The following is a 17,264-nucleotide window of genomic DNA, read 5'->3' on the forward strand; positions in this document are numbered from 1 at the left end:
CCGGTATGATGCCCCCCATCGCCCCCCATGCCAGCGCCACAGTCCGGCTTGGCGGTCATGATTTTCTGGCGGATCACTCCGGCGCGCTGGTCTGGCCGGCGGCGGCGGCGCTGCTGGTCGCCGATCTGCATCTGGAAAAGGGATCGGCCTTTGCCGGACGGGGCGTGCTGCTGCCCCCCTTTGACAGCCGCCAGACGCTGATCAACCTGGAAGCGGCCGTGGCACGCCACCGGCCGCGGCGGATCATCTGCCTGGGCGACAGTTTCCACGATCGCGGCGGGCCGCTGCGTCTGCCGGCCGACGACCGGCGGCGGTTGCAGGCATTGATCGCCGCCCACGACTGGCTGTGGATCACCGGCAACCATGATGAGAGTGCCGCAGGGGTGCTTGGCGGTGGGGTTGCCCGGTCGGTGATCGAACAGGGCGTGGCCCTGCGCCACGAGGCATCGGGCGCCGCGGAGCCGGGCGAGCGGCTGGAGATCAGTGGCCATTTCCATCCCAAGGCCATCATCCGGGTGCGCGGGCGGCGCCTGTCGAGGCGATGTTTCGCCGCGGGGACTGCCGATGTGGTATCGGGCGGAGACGGCCCGGGGTCGGTGGGCCTTGCGCGTGACGGCAAGGGGCGCGCGCGCCTGATCCTGCCGGCCTTCGGTGCCTATACCGGCGGGCTGAACGTGCTGGATCCGGCGATCCGGCCGTTGTTCCGGGGCGGGTTCGACGTCTGGATGCTGGGCACCGACGGCGTGCACCGCCTGCCATCGACACGCCTGGACCCGGATGTGCAGCGCCAGACGAACCGTCATTGAGCGGAAACCGCGCCGAGGGGCAGGTCAAAGCGTTGGGAGCGCTATTTTTTTCCAAGATCATTCAATAAACGGGTGGGGCCCTCGGCGCAGAGTCATGTGAGCATCAATTCAGGAGCCACGCATGACCGGCACCCAACAGTTTGAAACAGTCTGGCCCGCTGGCCAGCCTGCAGTCGAGGTGTTCTCTCCCGCCAGCCGACCGGCAGAATTGAACGGGCTGCGAATCGCCTTCGTCTGGGATTACCTGTTCCGGGGCGACGAGATATTCGCAATCCTGGAAGAAGCACTTGGCGAGGCCTATCCCGATGCCGAATTTCTGAACTATGGCCTGTTTGGCAATACGCTGGGCGCCGACGATCATCGGGTTCTGAGCGAGCTTCCGGCGAAACTGGCAGAGCACAAGGTCGATGTGGTCATTTCCGGCGTCGGTTGCTGTGGCGCCTGCACTCCGGCCGTGATCCGCGCAAGCGCGATCGCCGAGAAGGCCGGCGTGCCGACGGCGTCTCTGGTCTGCGAGGGATTCGCCGGTCAGGCCCGCGCCGTATCGCCGGGGCTGGGATGTGCCTGGCTTCCCGTCGTGGAGATGCCCGGCTACGTCGAAAGTCAGAGCGATGCCGAGTTGCGGGAGATGATCCTGTCTCACACCCGCGATGCGGTGGTGCGGTGCCTGACCGAGGCACCGGTCGACACAAGTGCACAGGGTGCGTCGTCCTACACCGCACGCAAGATCGTGGCGACCGGGGATTTCGCCGAGATCAACCGGCGCTACCTCGACGAAGGCTGGTCCGACGGATTGCCGATCGTGCCACCGACCATCGCGGCCGTGGAAGCATTCCTGCGCCATACCCCGGATGCGCCGGATCGTCTGATCGGGGGCCTGCAGCCCTCTGGTGCAAGCGTCACGGCATGGAACGTGGCCGTCAACGGCGTCATGGCCGGTTGCGAACCGCGCTACATGCCGGTCCTGATCGCGATCGCGGAAGTCATGGTCAACCCGGCCTACGGGATAGAACACAGCGGCGATACCACCGGCGGCGACCCGCTGATCGTGCTGAACGGTCCGGTGATCACGCAACTTGGTTTCAACACCGGCAATGGCGCGATGCGAGACGGCGCGCAGGCGAACTCCACGGTCGGCCGGTTCCTGCGGCTGTTCATGCGCAATGTTGCCGGCTTGCGCCCAGGCGGCGCGGATAAGAGCACCTTCGGGCGGAGTGCGCGCATCGTCCTTGCCGAACAGGAAGGCGAATTGGAGACACTCGGCTGGACGACCTATGGCCATCGCCTCGGCTATCCGAAGGGGACCAACCTGGTGACCATCGCACGTTACACGGGCGACGTCACCGTGGGGTCGATCTATGGCCGGGATCCAGAAGACATTGCCCGATATCTCGCAGACGGCCTCGTCCGGCAAAGCGGCTGGGAACTGGTTTTCACCGCCGGCCTCGCGCCCGGCACCTGTCGTCCGCTGGTGGCGATCAGCCCGATGGTGGCAAAGACCCTCGCCAAGGCTGGCAGCGACCCGGAAGACCTGCGGGAGCGACTGTTCCGGCTGGCCAGGATCCCGGCGTCCAGGTTCGAGTCCTATATCGGCAAATTCTCCAACATGGTGCCGGGCCGTCGCACCCTGCTCCAGTTGCATGAAGCGGGACTGGCTGCCGACATCTTCGCCTTGTCCGACGATCCGCATCGCCTGGTGCCGGTGGTGACCCGGCCCGAGGACATCCTGATCGCCGTCTCCGGCGATCCTTTCCGTTCCAACGGCATGGTTTTCGGGAGCAATGGCGTCCACGGCTTCCTGACCAGTCAGGAGATCAGGATGGCCTGACCACCGCGAGATGTCCAACGAAGAGCTGTGAAGAACAAGAAGATCGATCTGCAGCCTGCCAATCACGGGGGAAAAGTCATGGGGTCAAAATTTCTGAAAATCTGCGTCGCAGCAGTCCTGATCGGACTGCCGTCCATGTCGATCGCCAAAGACCTGGACCGCATGGAGTTGAATGTCGTCGCCGGCGTGTCGACGATGAACCAGTATTTACTGGGTGAAAAGCCGTTCTACGAGACGGTGATCGTCGAGGACTCGGAAGGTGCCGTCTCCGCCAACGTCACCCCGCTTGACGCGCTGAATATCGGCGGCACGGATGTCATGCGGCTGATCGAGTCATGCGCCACCGATATTGGAACCAGCGCCTTTGCCTATTTCGGCAACGAGGTTCCGGCGGCATCCGGCGTAGACCTGCCCGGTCTCTTCTCCACCCTGGACGAGTTGCGGGCGGGGGTCGACGCCTATCGCCCCGTCCTCGACAAGACACTGGCCGAACAATACAACGCCAAGCTTCTCGGTGTCTGGGGGATCTCCAACATCATGGTGTTCTGCCGTGGCGAGGTGACCTCACTGGCGGATCTGAAGGGAAAGAACATCCGCTCCTACGGCACGATGCTGAGCGCGCTCTATGAAGGGCTCGGCGCCAATCCCATCACGCTGGCCTATGCGGAAGTCGTGCCTGCGCTGGAGCGCGGCACGCTCGACTGTGCGACGACCGGCGCCCTGTCCGGCAATGTCTCGAAATGGGGTGAGGTGTCCGACACGCTCTACCAACTGCCGATCGGCCCATCCAACTGGTTCACGGCGATGAACCTCGACAGGTGGAATGCCCTGTCGCCCGAACTCCAGACCTTCCTGGCAGCCGAATTCGCCAAGCTGGAAGATCAGCAGTGGGAACTTGCCAGGCGCGAGAACATTGAGGCGCTGTCCTGCGCCGCCGGCAAACAACCCTGCACCCTGGGAGTGCTGGACGACATGACTGTCGTCGCCTTCGACGAGGCCGACATGCCCGCCTTCCGCGAGGCCGTGAAGACCAAGGTTCTGCCGGTCTGGTTTGAATTGTGCGGTGCGGAATGCGAGGCAAGCTGGCGCGGGATCGTCGGGCCCCTGGTGCACGGAGGCTGACATGAGCGGACCCCGCAAGCCAATGGAACGGTTCGCGACCGTATCGTCGGCCTGGGCAGCACGGGCGGCCGGAAGCATCGTTTTTCTGACCGCCTTCCTCATATGCGGTGACGTCCTTGGCCGGTTTCTCTTCGACCGACCGGTCAAGGGCACGTTCGATCTCACCGGATACATGCTGGCCATTTCGACGGCCTGGTCCTTCGCCTATGCACATGTCCAGCGGGCGAACATTCGGGTCGACATCGCCTACGCGCGTTTTCCACGGCGCGCCCGCGCGGTTCTTGACATCGCGGCCGCCGCGTCGGTCGTCGTGATGGCGTTCATGCTGACCTATTATGCCTATGGAACCTTCGAGGGCACGTTCCGGCGCGGCAGTCGCGTGCCTTTCTCGGTCGGCCTGCACTTGTGGTATTTCCAGGCGGCATGGCTGGCGGGCCTGGTCTTCTTTTCAGCCGTGTCGCTGTTGGTTCTGTTGCTTGGTCTGCGGGCACTGCTTGGCGGGCGACTGGATGCGCTGCGTGTCCTGATCGGCATCAAGTCGATGGATGACGAAGTGACCGATGCGCTGAGGGCGGCATCAAACATCCGGCAAATCCGCACGTAAGGGCAACGAGATGACAATCTTCCTGTCTATCCTGGCCGGGCTTCTGGTCGCCGGCCTGCCGGTTGCCGCGGTGATCCTGCTTTGCGCCCTGGCGATATCCGGGCAGTCACCGCTGCCGGTGGTTCGCGCCCTTGGCAACCTGACCTGGTCGACCTCGACATCGTTCCTGCTGGTCAGCGTTCCGCTATACGTCATGCTGGGGCAGATCCTGCTGGAATCCGGCGTGGCCGGCCGGATGTACGAGGCGATCCGCAAATGGCTGCACTGGCTGCCTGGTGGCGTGATGCATGCCAATATTGGTGCGTCCGCGCTTTTTGCGGCGACATCCGGGTCCAGTACCGCAACAGCCGCGACCATCGGAATCGTCGCACTGCCGCAGATGGAGAAGCACCAGTATCACGAGAAGACGTTTCTGGGCACGCTGGCAGCCGGTGGGACGTTGGGAATCCTGATCCCGCCTTCGTTGGCACTGATCTTGTACGGCGCCCTGACGAACACCTCTATCCCAAAGCTCTATGCAGCGGCGCTTGTGCCCGCAGCCCTGCTCGTGGCGCTGTTCATGGTGCTGACTGTGTTGTCCAGCCTGATCTTCAGATCAAAGGAAGACAATGGTGGCGCACATTCGCTTGGCGAGCTTATACGTTGCGTGCCCGACCTTCTGCCGCCGATCCTGATCTTCGCCATTATTGTCGGCACGATCTATTCCGGCGTGGCGACAGCCACGGAGTCTGCGGCCTTCGGCGTGCTGGCGGCGTTCTTGATCGCGCTCGCCCGAGGGCGCGTGTCCGCCAGGATGCTGGGCCGGGTGTTCGAGGGGACGATGGTCACGACCTCCATGATCATGCTGATCGTGATCGCGTCGTTCTTCCTGAACTGGACGATGAACGCCGTCGGTCTCGCGCGGGAGATAAACGGCCTGATCGAGCAGCTCGACGTCAACCCGGTCACGCTCATGGGCTTCATCGTGCTTTTCTACCTGGTTCTCGGCCTGTTCATGGAGAGCATTTCGATCACCGTGATGACATTGCCGATCATCGCGCCCATCGTCGTCTCCGCCGGGTTCGACCCGATCTGGTTCGGCGTCGTCTTCGTGATCCTGCTTGAATGCGCCTTGATCACGCCCCCGGTCGGGATGAACCTGTTCGTTGTTCAGGGGTTGCGCTCGAAGGGCACGGTTCTGGATGTGGCGATCGGCGCGCTGCCCTTCGTGCTTGTCATGATCGCCCTGATCGGTGTGCTGATCCTTTTTCCGCAGATCGCGCTTTACCTTCCGTCGCTGGCCTGAGGCGGCCCTTGTGATCATCTGACGAGCGTGCCGATCCAGCACGCTCGTCAGATTGACGTGACCGCCTATGACCGCCTTCCAGCACGCTACTGATAGCGCTCGCGCAAGATGTTCTTCTGCACCTTTCCGGTGGAGGTCAGCGGCAGAGCATCAACAAACTCCATGCTGCGCGGCACCTTGTAGCCGGCAACGAACTGGCGGGCATGGTCGCGCAATTCGCTTTCTGTCACAGTCTCTCCGGCCTTCAATACCACCACCGCGTGGACCCGCTCGCCCCATTTATCGTCGCGCAGGCCAATCACCGCGCAAGCCGCGACGGCCTGGTGTCTGGCAAGCGCGTTTTCGACTTCGGCCGAGAACACGTTCTCTCCACCGGAGATGACCATGTCCTTCAGGCGATCCACGACAAAGAGATAGCCGTCCTCGTCCAGATAACCGAGATCGCCGCTATGCAACCAGCCGTGGCGGATGGCTTTCGCCGTCTCTTCTGGCTTGTTCCAGTAGCCAAGCATGACGTGTCCGCCGCGCGACACGATTTCACCCACCTCATTCGCCGGCAGCGTCGCGCCAGTGGCAGGATCGACGATGCGGATCTCGCTGTGCGGCGCCGCCACCCCGGCCGAGCGGAGCCGCGCCTTCGGTGCGGGAGCGACATGGTCCTGCGGTCCCAGCAGGGCCGTGACGGGTGACAGCTCCGTCTGGCCGTATGCCTGCACGAACGCCACATGCGGCCACGCGTCTTGAGCGCGCTCCAGCACAGCTTGGGTTATGGTGGAGCCGCCATAGCTGATCTGCCGGAGCGACCGCACATCGGCATGCGGCCGCAGTGGTGAATCGACCAGCATCTGCAGCATCGCCGGGACCAGCAGCGTGTGGGTGACGCTGTGCCGCCGGATCGCCTCGAATACCTGCTCCGGCTCGAAACTCGGGGCGGAAACGTGGACGCCGCCAGTCAGCGTCGTGATCGCCCACGCTCCGAAATCGGCCAGGTGGAACATGGGGGCCGCGTGCAGGAAGATGGCGCCAGGCGTCACGAAGCGCCCGATACAAGAGCCGAGCGCGCCCACGAAAAGGTTGGCATGGCTCAGCATCACCCCCTTGGGAAAGCCGGTCGTACCGCCTGTGTAGAACAGCCCTGCCAGGCTCTCGCCGCCCCGCCGCGCATCGGCGACCGGTGTCGCACCGTCAAGGACATCCTCGTAAAGGATCGCACCGGCGGGCGCCGGTCCCGACCCGGTCCAGATCAGGGTCTGCACATGCGGGTAAAGCGCGCGTATCTCGTCGAGATGCGGACGTATCGTCTCATCCGCCATGATCACCCGCGTGCTGGAATCGTCCAGAGAATAGGCGATCTCCTTGGCGGACCATCGGGTGTTCACAGGATTTACCACGGCATCGGCCCAGAAGGTTCCCAGGTAGAACTCGTGGAAATAGTCGGAGTTGCGCCCGAGATAGGCCACGCGATCATCTTTGGAGATGCCGAGATTTTGCAGCGCGCCGGCAAGACGCGAGACACGGTCATGCAATTCACGGACAGTACGACGGCGGTCGCCGGTTATTGTTGCAATGTCATCTGGACGTGTCTGCATGTCGCGATGCAAGGATTGTGTCAGATACATGATCTCCCTTTCAAATGGCGCGCCCTGTGATGAGGATCTGGTCCTGACCCGTCCACCGCGCCGTTCGGCGATCGCGGCTCCGATCGACCGTCTCCACAGAGCGCGATTGATCTTGCAAGATTGAATCCGGCTGCAATCAAAGTCTTGAACAGGCTTGGACAAGTCCTTGGGCATTCCCACGGCTGTCCTGTCGACGCCTCTGATGTTCGATCACCGCATCAAACCGCGCGCGTGTCGCAATGAGTCGCCTGCCTCTCCCTGCGTACCGCTCAAGGGAGGAATAGGGGCCGGGACTGCATAGTCGTTGTGCCCACGGGACGAAATATCTCCGGTGGACATACGCCTTATTGTAGAAATAAATTGAACAGGATTGGAAAATCTTCTGGTGATCATACGAAACGAAAGCCCGGCACTTGACCTGCAAGGGTGCGGCGCCCTAGCTTTTTCTGATGCTGGACATCGATGCACTGCCACGCGGGTTGAAGCTACACTACCTTGGCGGGCTTGAGATCGTCGCGGGTCGTTATCGCGACCACACGCTCCCGCGCCACAGCCATGATGGCCTGATGTTGTCATTTTTGGGCGACGGTATCCAGAAGGTGCACTACAAGGGCGCCTTCCACCATGCCGGTGCCGGTTCGATTGTCGCCATCCCGCCGCACGGCGTTCATGGAGCCGAGCCCGAGGGCAGTGATGGATGGATGTTCCACTCGATCACTGTTCCGGTGGATGTGCTGGAAAGCGTGCACCCCGAAGGCGGCCGCTTTGCCTGCCAGTCGGTTATGGTGGATGAGGTGCTCTCGCACCTGTTCAAGCGTCTCTTCAGGAGCTTCACCGGCGAAAGCGCGCTGCATCAGGAGACCGCGCTGTTCCGCCTCGTCGAACATTTTCTTCAAGCCCATACGCATATCTCCGACTTTCCGCAGCATCGCCGTACAGAGAAGCGCGCGGTCGAGATTAGCAAGGATTACCTCGCGGACAATCTGGATCGGAACGTGACGCTTGATGAACTGGCGAAGGTCGCGCGGATAGACAAGTTTCTGCTGGTCCGCTGTTTTACCGACATCCTCGGCATCTCTCCTCATGCCTGGCATCGTCAGCGTCAGTTCCAGAAGAGCCTGGAACTGCTGTCGCGTGGGGCCCCGATCGCTGAAGTCGCCGCCCAGACCGGGTTTGCAGATCAATCGCATCTGACCCGCGTCTTCAAGAAGATGACGGGGATCACCCCGGGCACCTACCGGAAAGACCACCTGACGCTTCTGACCAGTCGCCGCAGTATGGTGCCGCCGGACATCTGGCCGCGTCTGCATGACCTGCCGGGACCAGGCAACCAGGCGGGCAGCTCATAAATTGGCCTGCCATAAAGGGCGATCTGCGGCGAGACCGTCAGACCGGCCGTGGCCGGCCGCGCAGTCGCATGAACAACCAGATCATCGGCGCGGGAAACGGGCGTGCGCTGTGCGCGCGGGCACCGGGGCCGCGGCGCAATGCCAGACCCGCCGACAATGTCCAGTGACGGCGGGTGCTGGTCCAGGATACCGACAGCAGGACACGTGCCGGGCCGTCGCCCGGTGCGGGCCGGGCCATCAGCCGCAGGCGGGTTCGCGGCTGGGAGCGCTGTGGTGCCGGCAGCCGGCGCCCGGCGGGCGTCAGACCGTCGGTGTGCCGGATGGACGCGGGCAACTGCGACATGGCACTGATCTCCGGCAAGAGGGGCGGGTACCCCGGAGGCCGGCGGCCGGCCGAAAAAGTCCGGGTGGACCTGCGGGGCCGTTTCCGGCAACGCAGGTCCACCCGCAAGTTTTGGATCGGTCAGCACTGGCTTGGTCCGTGGAGTGCGGGGGCCGCATCCGTCCGCGCTTCCGGTATGGCCCCCGCCACCGGAACGGGCTTCACCCCGGACGGATGTCTGGTGATGTTCCAAATCGGTGTCGGTCGAAAAATTCGCCGTCATCCCTGGAACGAATTGGTCAGTTCGCCGTTGTCTCATCTGTCACGTCACGACCACGGAACAGATTGTCGATGGCCGAAAGCAGGCTTTCACCCAGACCCTGTTCGTCCGCAGCCTGATCCGGTTCACGGTCGATCTGCTTCCGGTCGACCGCCGGCGCGCCGGTGGTCGAGGCATTGAGCGACGAGGTATCGGCAACGGACGGTGTCCCGACGGGCACGCCGGAATCAGAAGCATCAACTGGATCGGACGGGATGCCGGTTGGGGCAGGCGAGGTATCGGGATGGGAAAGAGTGTGCTGCCCGCGCAGTTCGCCGACAAGGCGCATCAGCGCAGGATCGTTGCGGGCCATAGCGTCGTCGATGACGATGTCGGCCTTGCGGGCCGGCTCAATCGCTGCAGCCGCGGCTGTTGCCACCAGACGGCCCTGCGTTGTCCCTGGCGCGGCATGCCAGGCGGGCGCCGCGATCAGGGCAAAAGCTGCGGCGGTGGCGGCCGGCAGCAGCAGAGAGCGATAAGTCGCCATCGGTTTTCTCCTCAGCGGGGGCCGGCACCTGTGTCGGCCCCCGACGGTAGAGCGTTCTGAAGCCGCCATACCGTTCGGCCATGACTATCCGAAATTCGCCATGGCGTCGCACGCGGCAAACTTGTGGCAATTCCGCGCGTGTCGGGGTCACGGACACTTGTTGCGACATGTTGTCTGGAGGCTGCCAGTATTCGCTGCACAGCCGGTCAGTAACAGCGGACAGGGGTTTCTGCATCAGGTGCGGCGATTGCATTGCGTGCAACGCAACGCAAGAACGCATGACAACGCAACCTTGGCTATTCCATCGCCCGTCGCTTCGGCTAGAATGCTCGTCACACCCGCCGCGGCGATCGCGGAAGAGGTGGACAAAAAACAGGCGAAGGCGGTCGGGCGAAACCGCGTTCCGGATCGAGAGGCTGAGGTGACGGCATTTTCCGTCGGGCGTAGAGCACGGCATCGCATCACTGCGGCCGCACTGCTCGCGAGCACCATTCTATTGTCGGGCTGCACGACACCCTCGTCGCGGCCGGGCCCTGCGCGTGCGCAATCGATGGTCGAGCCCGCCCGCCCCGATCCGGTGATCGCGGCGGCCGCGGGCATGCGCGGCGGCGACGTTCTTGTGCCGGCGGCCAAACCCGAGGCACCACCACCACCGGCCCGGCCGGTGGGGCAGGCTGGCGCCACGGAAGGCGGGTCGGGCGCATCTGGAGCGTCGGCGCCGGTCGCGCAACCTGCCTCTGACGACCCCCAGATCGCCCTGGCCCCGGTGATGCCGGATATCGGGCCTGAGGATCTTCAGGGATTGTCACCGGGGCGGGTCCGCGCTCTGATGGGCGGCCCCGTGGCCGTGACCGAAGAGCCGCCGGCCACAGTGTGGCAGTACCGCACGGGGTCTTGTGCGGCGGATCTGTTTTTCTATCTGGACATCACCTCGCAGGAACTGCGTGTCGTGACGCTGGCCGTACGGGGCAAGGACAACACCGATACGGCGCGGCGCGCGTGCCTCGCCGACATCAGAGCAAGGAACCGGAATGGCGGACGAAGCTGAACACGGCATGGCCGGGGCGACCGTCGCGGATGATCTTCATGTCGCGATCGTCGATGACGATGACCTGTTCCGGGAGTCGATTGCCCAGAATCTGGTTGATGCCGGTTTCGCGGTTGCCGACTTTCCAAGCGGCCCGGGATTCCTATCCTATCTGTCGGATGGCGGTGCACCTGGCCTGATCCTTCTGGACTGGAAGATGCCCGAGATGAACGGCATCGAGGTGTTGCGGCGCCTGCGGTCGGATGGATGCGAGATCCCGGTGATCTTCCTGACCGTGCTGTCGGACCAGATCTATGAAGAGGCGGCGCTGACCAGTGGTGCGGTCGATTTCGTCGAGAAGTCGCGCAGCTTTTCGATTCTGCGTCGGCGGATCGAACTGATTCTGGGCGGACAGAAACGTCGTGGCGAGGCTGCCGCTGCCCAGGCTGAGGGGGGGGCCCCTGCGGCCGATGCCGGCGACGACACCCTGCGCAATGGCGAGATCGAACTGAAGATCGAGACCCACCGTGCCTATTGGCGCGGCAAGGAAGTCCCGCTGACCGTGACCGAGTTCCGCATGGTGCTGCACATGGTGGAGCGTGCCGGGCTCGATGTCCGCTATCGCGACCTCTATGATCTTGTGCATGGCGCGGGCTTCATGGCTGGGGACGGTTCTGAGGGTTATCGCTCCAACGTCCGGACCTTCATCAAGCGTATTCGTCAGAAATTCCGTGACCTGGATACCGATTTCGGCCAGATCGAGAACTATCCGGGCTTCGGATACCGGTGGCTCGATGCCGAGCAGCCGCGTTCGGCCGATCGCTCGGCACATGAAGACTGACGGCGACTGATCGATGACCCTGCTGCGCGCGCTCCGGCGCACTGTCGACAGCTTCGCCGTGAAGCTGGGCATTCTGATGGTCGTGTTCGTCAGCGTACCGATGATCCTGTATGACCAGTTTCAGGAAGCCGACCGCCAGCAGCGCGCCCTGCTGCTCGACAGCGTCCAGCGCCAGGGCAATCTGGTCGCCCAGGCACTGGTCCCGCTGTTGAGCCAGTTCGATGCCGCGGCCGTGCCGCAGGTCCGTCGAACGATCGAACGGATGGCCCAGCCGGATGTGTCGATCAAGCTGTTGCTGCGCCCGACCGGCGGTGCTGCGACCGACGCCTTCTTCTATATCGCCTCGGTCCCGACGGTGCCGGTCGACTATCTTCAGGAAGAGCGTGCCGAGCTGATCGAAACCGGCGTGCTCGACCGGCTTGCCGACACCTGTGGTGGTGGCCGGCCGCTGGCGGTTGAATACACCAACCCCAATGGCCAGGTCGAGGTGCTGACCTCGCTGACCCCGATCGATGCCCCGATGGGCTGCTGGGTGGTGATCACCGCCCATGCGACCGACAGCATTGTGGGTCAGAGCCTGGCGCGACCCTATTGGCAGATGCCCGAGGTGCGCTTCGCGGGTGCCGTCTATCTGACGCTGGCCCTGGTGGTCTTGTGGTTGTTCACCAGTATCTGGCGCAATATCCGCGGCTTCGCCGGTGTCGCGCGGCGTATCCGCAAGAATCCGAGCACCGAACGCTCGTTCTCGGACATGAACCGGGTGCCGGAGCTGAACGATGTCGCAGGCGCCTTCGATGACATGGTGCGCGACCTGCGGGGCACGGCGGAAACCATGCGGCGCACGGCTGAAGAAAACGCCCATGCATTCAAGACGCCGATCGCGGTGATCGCGCAGAGCGTCGAGCCGCTGAAGCGGTTGATTCCCGAAGACGATCTGCGGGCGCGCCGGTCGGTCGATCTGATCGAGCGGTCGGTGCAGCGTCTGGACGTGCTGGTCAATGCGGCCCGGCGGATCGAGGAAACGGTGGCCGATCTGCTGAACCCACCGCGCAAGGCGCTTAATCTGTCGGCGCTGGTCGAGGACATTGTCGACGAGTACCAGGAAAATGCCCACACCATCGGCGACCGTCGGGTGGTCGGGCGCATCGACCGCAACGTCATGGTGCGGGTCGGCGACGACATGATCGAGACCGTGATGCAGAACCTGCTCGACAACGCCTTGAGTTTCACCAGGCCGGGCACCGAGGTGACCGTCTCGTTGACGGCTGTCGGTGGACAGGCGCAGGTGATGGTCGAGGATCGCGGCCCGGGTGTGCAGCCAGCTGACCTGGAACGGATCTTCGAACGCTATGTGTCGATCCGCGACGAGGGCCAGCGTATGTCGGGCGCCGGCAATTTCGGCATCGGGCTGTGGATCGTGCGGCGGAACGTCGAGGCGGCGGGCGGCCGGATCCGCGCCGAGAACCGCAAGGACGGCGGCTTGCGGATGACGGTCGAGCTGCCGCTGTCGCGCTGAACACCCGCGCCATATGCGCGATTGCGCCACGATCAAGTTGCCTTGTGCGCCATCCCGCCCGATATTGGGGCGACTTGTCTGATAAAGCCCTGTTGATATGGGGCTCTGCCTGTATGTCTGTGATGATGGTGGGAACCGTGAGCGGTGGGGCCATGTTTTGCCCCATCGCCGATCCGGATATCACTCCGAGGCCCGGCGGACGAAGAAGAGGACCAGCCCCCGACCATGCGTGCCCCCGATTGCCTGCTTGCCGAACCTTTGCTTTCCGCTCATCCGCGCCGGTTGCCGGTGCCCGTGGCCGCCGCTGTGGCACTGGCCGCCGCCGCCACGATGCAGGTTCCGGATGCGCGCGCCCAGGAGGTGCCCGCCGGTGCCTGTGCGGTACCTGCGGTGATCACGCCGGCGCTTCCGGGAATCTTCACCGACGATATCGCCGACCGCCTGAGCGAACAGGACATGCGCTGTGTGAACAAGGTTCTCGACGAAGCGCCCCCCGGGCAGACGGCACGCTGGCGGCTGGAGGACGGCTCGCTGTTCCTGATGACGGCCGGCCGGCCGCTGGGATCCTATGGGGTTCGCCTGTGCCGCAATCTGCGGATCACGGTGGTGGACAGGGTCGAGCGGGCGCGTGATTTTGTCGTGGCCTGCCGGCTCGGGGTTTCGCCCTGGGGCCCGACCGGCTGAGAATGCCGGCAGCAAGCTGTCTGCCATGCGTCGAGCCGACGGCGATTTCCGCTGGACCAAGCTGAGCGGCTCGGCTATCCAGTTGGATCATGCGTGACATATCGAGCCGACCTCCGATCGCAACCCGTTGCTGTGACCGCCATCCGGACTGCGCCCGCACCGGCGGGCGGGCCGGCGCTCTATGGCTGTTGCCGGCGGTGACGATGGCCCCGGCGGCGCTTGCGGCCCGCCGGTGCGCCCTTGTCATGGCTTGCCTTCTGGCGACCATGGTCTCGACAGCCGGTATTGCCATGGCCTCGTCGGATGTCATCCGCCATCTGCCGCCACGCACGCCGCTTGTGTCGATGCCATGGGGCGGCGATGACGGGCTTGGCGATGTGGCCGTGCTCAGCATGCCGCTCTCACACAATCTGGCTGTCGTCGCCGATGCGGCGGCGCCGCAGCGGACCCAGTCGGGTCGGCCCTTGCCGGTGATCCGGTTGCCGGGCGATATCGATGCCGCAATGGGCGACGACCGTAAATCCCGCTTTCTCAGCGTGGTGCTGCCAGCGATCGTGGCCGTGAACAATGCGGTGCTGGGCGAACGGGCCCGGTTGCAGGCCATCCTGCGTGATCAGGCCGCAGGCATCGCGCCAAGCCCGCGCGACCAGCAATGGCTGGCACAGGTCGCCCGCTTCTATCGTGGCAAGGCGTCCGATCTGCCGGACCTGCTGAACCGCATCGATGCCATTCCAACCTCGCTGGCCCTGGGGCAGGCGGCGCTGGAATCCGGGTGGGGCACCTCGCGGGTCGCACGCGAAGGAAATGCCTTGTTCGGTGTGATGACCTGGAACAACGCGGTGTTCGAGGTCAAGCCTTATGAGACGATCGTCGAGTCCGTGATCGACTATGTACGGACCCTGAACAGTCATCCGGCCTATGCTGAATTCCGCGCCGAGCGCAGCCTGATGCGCAAGGTGGGGGCGCCGATGAATGGCGGGCTGCTGTTGCGGCATCTGACACGGTATTCGGAACTGGGCGGCGATTACATCGAACGGGTCACGGTGGTGATCGAACAGAACGGCTTTGCCGGCTATGATCGGATGGATCTGCTGGCGCCCTGGGTGCCGCAGGGCTGAACGGCGGGGAGGCCGGCATGATCGGGCAGGACGGCAGGGGCGCCGGGCAGGCGCGCGGCGTGGTGCACGGCCGTCCTGGCACAGCCACCACGGTCAGCGATCAGGCGCCCGACGGGCCGGTGGTGATCGGCCTCAGCGCCGCCATCGTCGCGGTCACCGACGACGAGCCGCGGGTCCTGGTGGTGCGTGATGACGGGCCCGATGCATTGCCGGCTGGTCCGTTCAGGCCGGATGCCCATCGCACCCTCGATATCGGGCTGCGCGCCTGGGTCACGGCCCAGACCCGGCTGCCGCTCGGCTATGTCGAACAGCTCTACACCTTTGCCGATCGGGGGCGCGACCCGCGCGAATGGCAGGGGGGGCCGCGCATCGTGTCGATCGGCTATCTGGCGCTGGTGCGCGAGGCGATGCCGCCGGCCGATACCGCCGCCGCCTGGCGCTGCTGGTATGACTTCTTTCCCTGGGAAGACCGCCGCGCCGGTGCGGCACCGGTGGTGGCTGAACTGATCCGGCCTCGGCTCGCGGTCTGGATCGCGGCCGCCGCGATCCCGGAACGCGATCGGCGTCGCGCCCGTGTCGACCATGCATTCGGGCCCGAGGACGATGCCCATTGGCATGAAGACCTGGTGCTTGAACGCTATGAGTTGTTGTACGAAGCCGGGCTGGTGGCAGAGGCCGAGCGCGATCGCAGCCTGAGCGCCGCCGCCGCGGCCGGCGGTGGCGAGATGACGGCCGATGGCGACCTGGTGCCGGCCCTGGGGCGGCCGATGCGCTTCGATCATCGCCGGATTCTGGCGACGGCGATCGGACGGATTCGCGGCAAGCTGGGCTATCGGCCGCTGGTGTTCGAAGTGATGCCGCCGGCCTTTACGCTGACCGGGCTTCAGACGGCGGTGGAGGCCCTGGCGGGACGGCGGCTGCACAAGCAGAATTTCCGCCGGTTGGTGGCACAGGCCGGGCTGGTGGAGGCGACCGGGCGGATGACCCATGAAACCGGCGGTCGGCCGGCGGAATTGTACAGCTTCCGCGCCGAGGTGATGCAGGAACGCGGTGGGGCGGGTTTGAGACTACCCGGCAGGCGCGGCTGATGGGCGGTCTCGATCCCGCGGCACCTGTATGACCGCCCGGACGTGCCGGTGTCCGGGCGGTCGGCCTGTCAGAAGCCCAGCCGCAGCCGCAGCCGGCCGGTATGTTCCTGGCGATACGTGTCGCCGGCGATCGTCGCGTAATCGGCGGTGATCGCGACACCGCTGCCAACCAGCGCGGTCATACCCACTTCCAGACGGGCATAGTTTGGATCGACCTTGTCGATGCGGGCTGTCCCGCTCGACAGCCGTACCTGATCGGCGCCATCCTCGTATTCATGCTCCCAGGCCATGCGGCCGCTGAACACCAGCGCGCCCCAGTCGGTGCTGCGCATCACTGCGGCGTGCATGCCCAGTTGCGAGGTGATTGATTTGGCCGTCTGGTCGGCGAAGGTGATGCCGCCTGGTCCCTGTTCGGTGAAGCCGTCGATCTCCGCCTTCAGATACTGTCCCTGAACGAAGGGGCCGAAGACCCAGCGGGTGGGCGAGAACCGGCTGATCCTTGGCCGGAAGTCATAGCCCAGGCGCAGGGTGCCGCCCCATTCGCGACCATCGGGTTTAGCCGTCAGATCGTTGGCGCCGGCGTCGCGCGTATAGTCGTAATCCAGCCAGCTATGCGCCAGGGTGATATCGGCATAGGCCGATCTGGCGAAGGTCGCCGATCCGTACAGCATGGCCGTATAGCCACTGGTGTCGATGCGGGTATCGGTGTTGTCGATCTTGCCGTCATAATTGCCATAGCCGATGCCGGCGCCCAGCAGCAGGCTGTCGAAGCCGGCTTCATCGCGCAGCACCTCATAATCGATGCCTCCGACAAGGTTGATCGCATCGTAGTCGACCGTCCCGCCGCTTGCGCGGGTGCCGTCGATTTCGCCCACGGTATAAGACGCGGTGATATAACTGCGCAGCCCGTCGATGCCACCCATGTTCCGGGCCTGGGCCGTGGCGCCGCCGTCGTCCGAAACATTGGCCGCCGACTGGGCCAGTTGCGCCAGTCGCACCCCGCCATCGCTATCGGCGGCGGCAATCTGCGCCAGCGGTGCGGTCAGGGCGGTGATCATGCCATTGGCGCCGCCCCAGAAATGTTCCAGCCCTTCGCCGCCATGGGACAGCCCGGTCAGGCGCTGCGAGACCAGCCGCATGTGCTCGCGCGCCATGGCAAAGGCCATCTGGGCACCTCCATTTACCGCTAGCCATGAAGCGGGTGTGATGATTCATTGTTTCCCGGCAAGGGGGAGCGAACGATGCGGCA

16 protein-coding genes are annotated in these 17,264 nt (G+C 64.5%); 12 read left to right on the forward strand and 4 right to left on the reverse strand.

The window, feature by feature from the left end; translation table 11 throughout:
• The first annotated feature begins 5 nt into the window (after positions 1-5).
• The 5 genes from pdeM to IEW15_RS19405 all read left to right on the forward strand — a co-directional run bounded on the left by pdeM (position 6) and on the right by IEW15_RS19405 (position 5,645).
• Positions 6-806: a ligase-associated DNA damage response endonuclease PdeM gene (gene pdeM, locus IEW15_RS19385; RefSeq protein WP_188581037.1), complete on the forward strand. Its 801-nt coding sequence runs from the start codon at positions 6-8 to the stop codon at positions 804-806.
• 121 nt (positions 807-927) lie between these two features.
• A complete protein-coding gene (locus IEW15_RS19390) occupies positions 928-2,634 on the forward strand; it encodes a UGSC family (seleno)protein (RefSeq protein WP_188581004.1) in 1,707 nt (568 codons plus the stop codon).
• A gap of 27 nt (positions 2,635-2,661) precedes the next feature.
• Positions 2,662-3,756, forward strand: a complete 1,095-nt coding sequence (locus IEW15_RS19395; RefSeq protein ID WP_188581005.1) for a TRAP transporter substrate-binding protein — start codon at positions 2,662-2,664, stop codon at positions 3,754-3,756.
• A gap of 1 nt (position 3,757) precedes the next feature.
• Positions 3,758-4,360 carry a TRAP transporter small permease subunit gene (locus IEW15_RS19400; protein WP_188581007.1) on the forward strand — a complete coding sequence of 201 codons (603 nt, stop codon included), beginning with the start codon at positions 3,758-3,760 and terminating at the stop codon, positions 4,358-4,360.
• A 10-nt stretch (positions 4,361-4,370) separates the two neighbouring features.
• Positions 4,371-5,645 carry a TRAP transporter large permease gene (locus tag IEW15_RS19405; protein ID WP_188581009.1) on the forward strand — a complete coding sequence of 425 codons (1,275 nt, stop codon included), beginning with the start codon at positions 4,371-4,373 and terminating at the stop codon, positions 5,643-5,645.
• 86 nt (positions 5,646-5,731) lie between these two features.
• Here the strand turns inward: IEW15_RS19405 and IEW15_RS19410 are convergent, their stop codons facing one another.
• A complete protein-coding gene (locus tag IEW15_RS19410) occupies positions 5,732-7,264 on the reverse strand; it encodes a long-chain-fatty-acid--CoA ligase (RefSeq protein WP_188581011.1) in 1,533 nt (510 codons plus the stop codon).
• Between the two features lie 449 nt (positions 7,265-7,713).
• On the opposite strand from IEW15_RS19410, the gene IEW15_RS19415 reads away from it, so the two are divergent.
• Entirely contained in the window at positions 7,714-8,613 is a 900-nt protein-coding gene (locus tag IEW15_RS19415) for a helix-turn-helix transcriptional regulator (protein ID WP_188581013.1), read from the forward strand.
• Positions 8,614-8,650: 37 nt separating this feature from the next.
• Here the strand turns inward: IEW15_RS19415 and IEW15_RS19420 are convergent, their stop codons facing one another.
• Both IEW15_RS19420 and IEW15_RS19425 read right to left on the reverse strand, forming a co-directional pair.
• Positions 8,651-8,956: a hypothetical protein gene (locus IEW15_RS19420; protein ID WP_188581015.1), complete on the reverse strand. Its 306-nt coding sequence runs from the start codon at positions 8,954-8,956 to the stop codon at positions 8,651-8,653.
• 278 nt (positions 8,957-9,234) lie between these two features.
• Complete coding sequence (locus tag IEW15_RS19425) at positions 9,235-9,741, reverse strand: hypothetical protein (protein ID WP_188581017.1); 507 nt, start codon at positions 9,739-9,741, stop codon at positions 9,235-9,237.
• Positions 9,742-9,997: 256 nt separating this feature from the next.
• Between IEW15_RS19425 and IEW15_RS19430 the strand changes: the two genes are divergently transcribed.
• From IEW15_RS19430 to IEW15_RS19455, 6 genes are all read left to right on the forward strand, one after another.
• On the forward strand, positions 9,998-10,789 hold the full coding sequence (locus IEW15_RS19430; protein ID WP_188581019.1) for a hypothetical protein: 792 nt from the start codon (positions 9,998-10,000) through the stop codon (positions 10,787-10,789).
• Positions 10,773-11,609 (forward strand): response regulator transcription factor, encoded by an 837-nt coding sequence (locus tag IEW15_RS19435; RefSeq protein ID WP_188581022.1) that lies wholly within the window; start codon positions 10,773-10,775, stop codon positions 11,607-11,609. The genes IEW15_RS19430 and IEW15_RS19435 overlap by 17 nt, the downstream gene beginning before the upstream one ends.
• Before the next feature lie 13 nt (positions 11,610-11,622).
• On the forward strand, positions 11,623-13,125 hold the full coding sequence (locus IEW15_RS19440; protein WP_188581024.1) for a sensor histidine kinase: 1,503 nt from the start codon (positions 11,623-11,625) through the stop codon (positions 13,123-13,125).
• A 225-nt stretch (positions 13,126-13,350) separates the two neighbouring features.
• Positions 13,351-13,809 (forward strand): hypothetical protein, encoded by a 459-nt coding sequence (locus IEW15_RS19445; protein WP_188581026.1) that lies wholly within the window; start codon positions 13,351-13,353, stop codon positions 13,807-13,809.
• A 245-nt stretch (positions 13,810-14,054) separates the two neighbouring features.
• Positions 14,055-14,927, forward strand: a complete 873-nt coding sequence (locus tag IEW15_RS19450; RefSeq protein WP_188581029.1) for a glucosaminidase domain-containing protein — start codon at positions 14,055-14,057, stop codon at positions 14,925-14,927.
• A gap of 17 nt (positions 14,928-14,944) precedes the next feature.
• Entirely contained in the window at positions 14,945-16,015 is a 1,071-nt protein-coding gene (locus tag IEW15_RS19455; protein WP_306432656.1) for an NUDIX hydrolase, read from the forward strand.
• A 68-nt stretch (positions 16,016-16,083) separates the two neighbouring features.
• Here the strand turns inward: IEW15_RS19455 and IEW15_RS19460 are convergent, their stop codons facing one another.
• The gene (locus IEW15_RS19460; RefSeq protein ID WP_188581031.1) at positions 16,084-17,181 is read right to left on the reverse strand and encodes an autotransporter outer membrane beta-barrel domain-containing protein; all 1,098 of its coding nucleotides are present in this window, start codon (positions 17,179-17,181) and stop codon (positions 16,084-16,086) included.
• Positions 17,182-17,264: the final 83 nt, after the last annotated feature.

Source organism: Tistrella bauzanensis, assembly GCF_014636235.1.
Taxonomy (GTDB): Bacteria; Pseudomonadota; Alphaproteobacteria; order Tistrellales; family Tistrellaceae; genus Tistrella; species Tistrella bauzanensis.

Excerpts from the sequence above, each read along its gene's own strand:
- pdeM (WP_188581037.1), top strand. The coding sequence starts at position 6 with ATGATGCCCCCCATCGCCCCCCATGCCAGCGCCACAGTCCGGCTTGGC.
- IEW15_RS19390 (WP_188581004.1), top strand. The coding sequence starts at position 928 with ATGACCGGCACCCAACAGTTTGAAACAGTCTGGCCCGCTGGCCAGCCT.
- IEW15_RS19400 (WP_188581007.1), top strand. The coding sequence starts at position 3,758 with ATGAGCGGACCCCGCAAGCCAATGGAACGGTTCGCGACCGTATCGTCG.
- IEW15_RS19405 (WP_188581009.1), top strand. The coding sequence starts at position 4,371 with ATGACAATCTTCCTGTCTATCCTGGCCGGGCTTCTGGTCGCCGGCCTG.
- IEW15_RS19410 (WP_188581011.1), bottom strand. The coding sequence starts at position 7,264 with ATGTATCTGACACAATCCTTGCATCGCGACATGCAGACACGTCCAGAT.
- IEW15_RS19415 (WP_188581013.1), top strand. The coding sequence starts at position 7,714 with ATGCTGGACATCGATGCACTGCCACGCGGGTTGAAGCTACACTACCTT.
- IEW15_RS19420 (WP_188581015.1), bottom strand. The coding sequence starts at position 8,956 with ATGTCGCAGTTGCCCGCGTCCATCCGGCACACCGACGGTCTGACGCCC.
- IEW15_RS19425 (WP_188581017.1), bottom strand. The coding sequence starts at position 9,741 with ATGGCGACTTATCGCTCTCTGCTGCTGCCGGCCGCCACCGCCGCAGCT.
- IEW15_RS19435 (WP_188581022.1), top strand. The coding sequence starts at position 10,773 with ATGGCGGACGAAGCTGAACACGGCATGGCCGGGGCGACCGTCGCGGAT.
- IEW15_RS19440 (WP_188581024.1), top strand. The coding sequence starts at position 11,623 with ATGACCCTGCTGCGCGCGCTCCGGCGCACTGTCGACAGCTTCGCCGTG.
- IEW15_RS19445 (WP_188581026.1), top strand. The coding sequence starts at position 13,351 with ATGCGTGCCCCCGATTGCCTGCTTGCCGAACCTTTGCTTTCCGCTCAT.
- IEW15_RS19450 (WP_188581029.1), top strand. The coding sequence starts at position 14,055 with ATGGCTTGCCTTCTGGCGACCATGGTCTCGACAGCCGGTATTGCCATG.
- IEW15_RS19455 (WP_306432656.1), top strand. The coding sequence starts at position 14,945 with ATGATCGGGCAGGACGGCAGGGGCGCCGGGCAGGCGCGCGGCGTGGTG.
- IEW15_RS19460 (WP_188581031.1), bottom strand. The coding sequence starts at position 17,181 with ATGGCCTTTGCCATGGCGCGCGAGCACATGCGGCTGGTCTCGCAGCGC.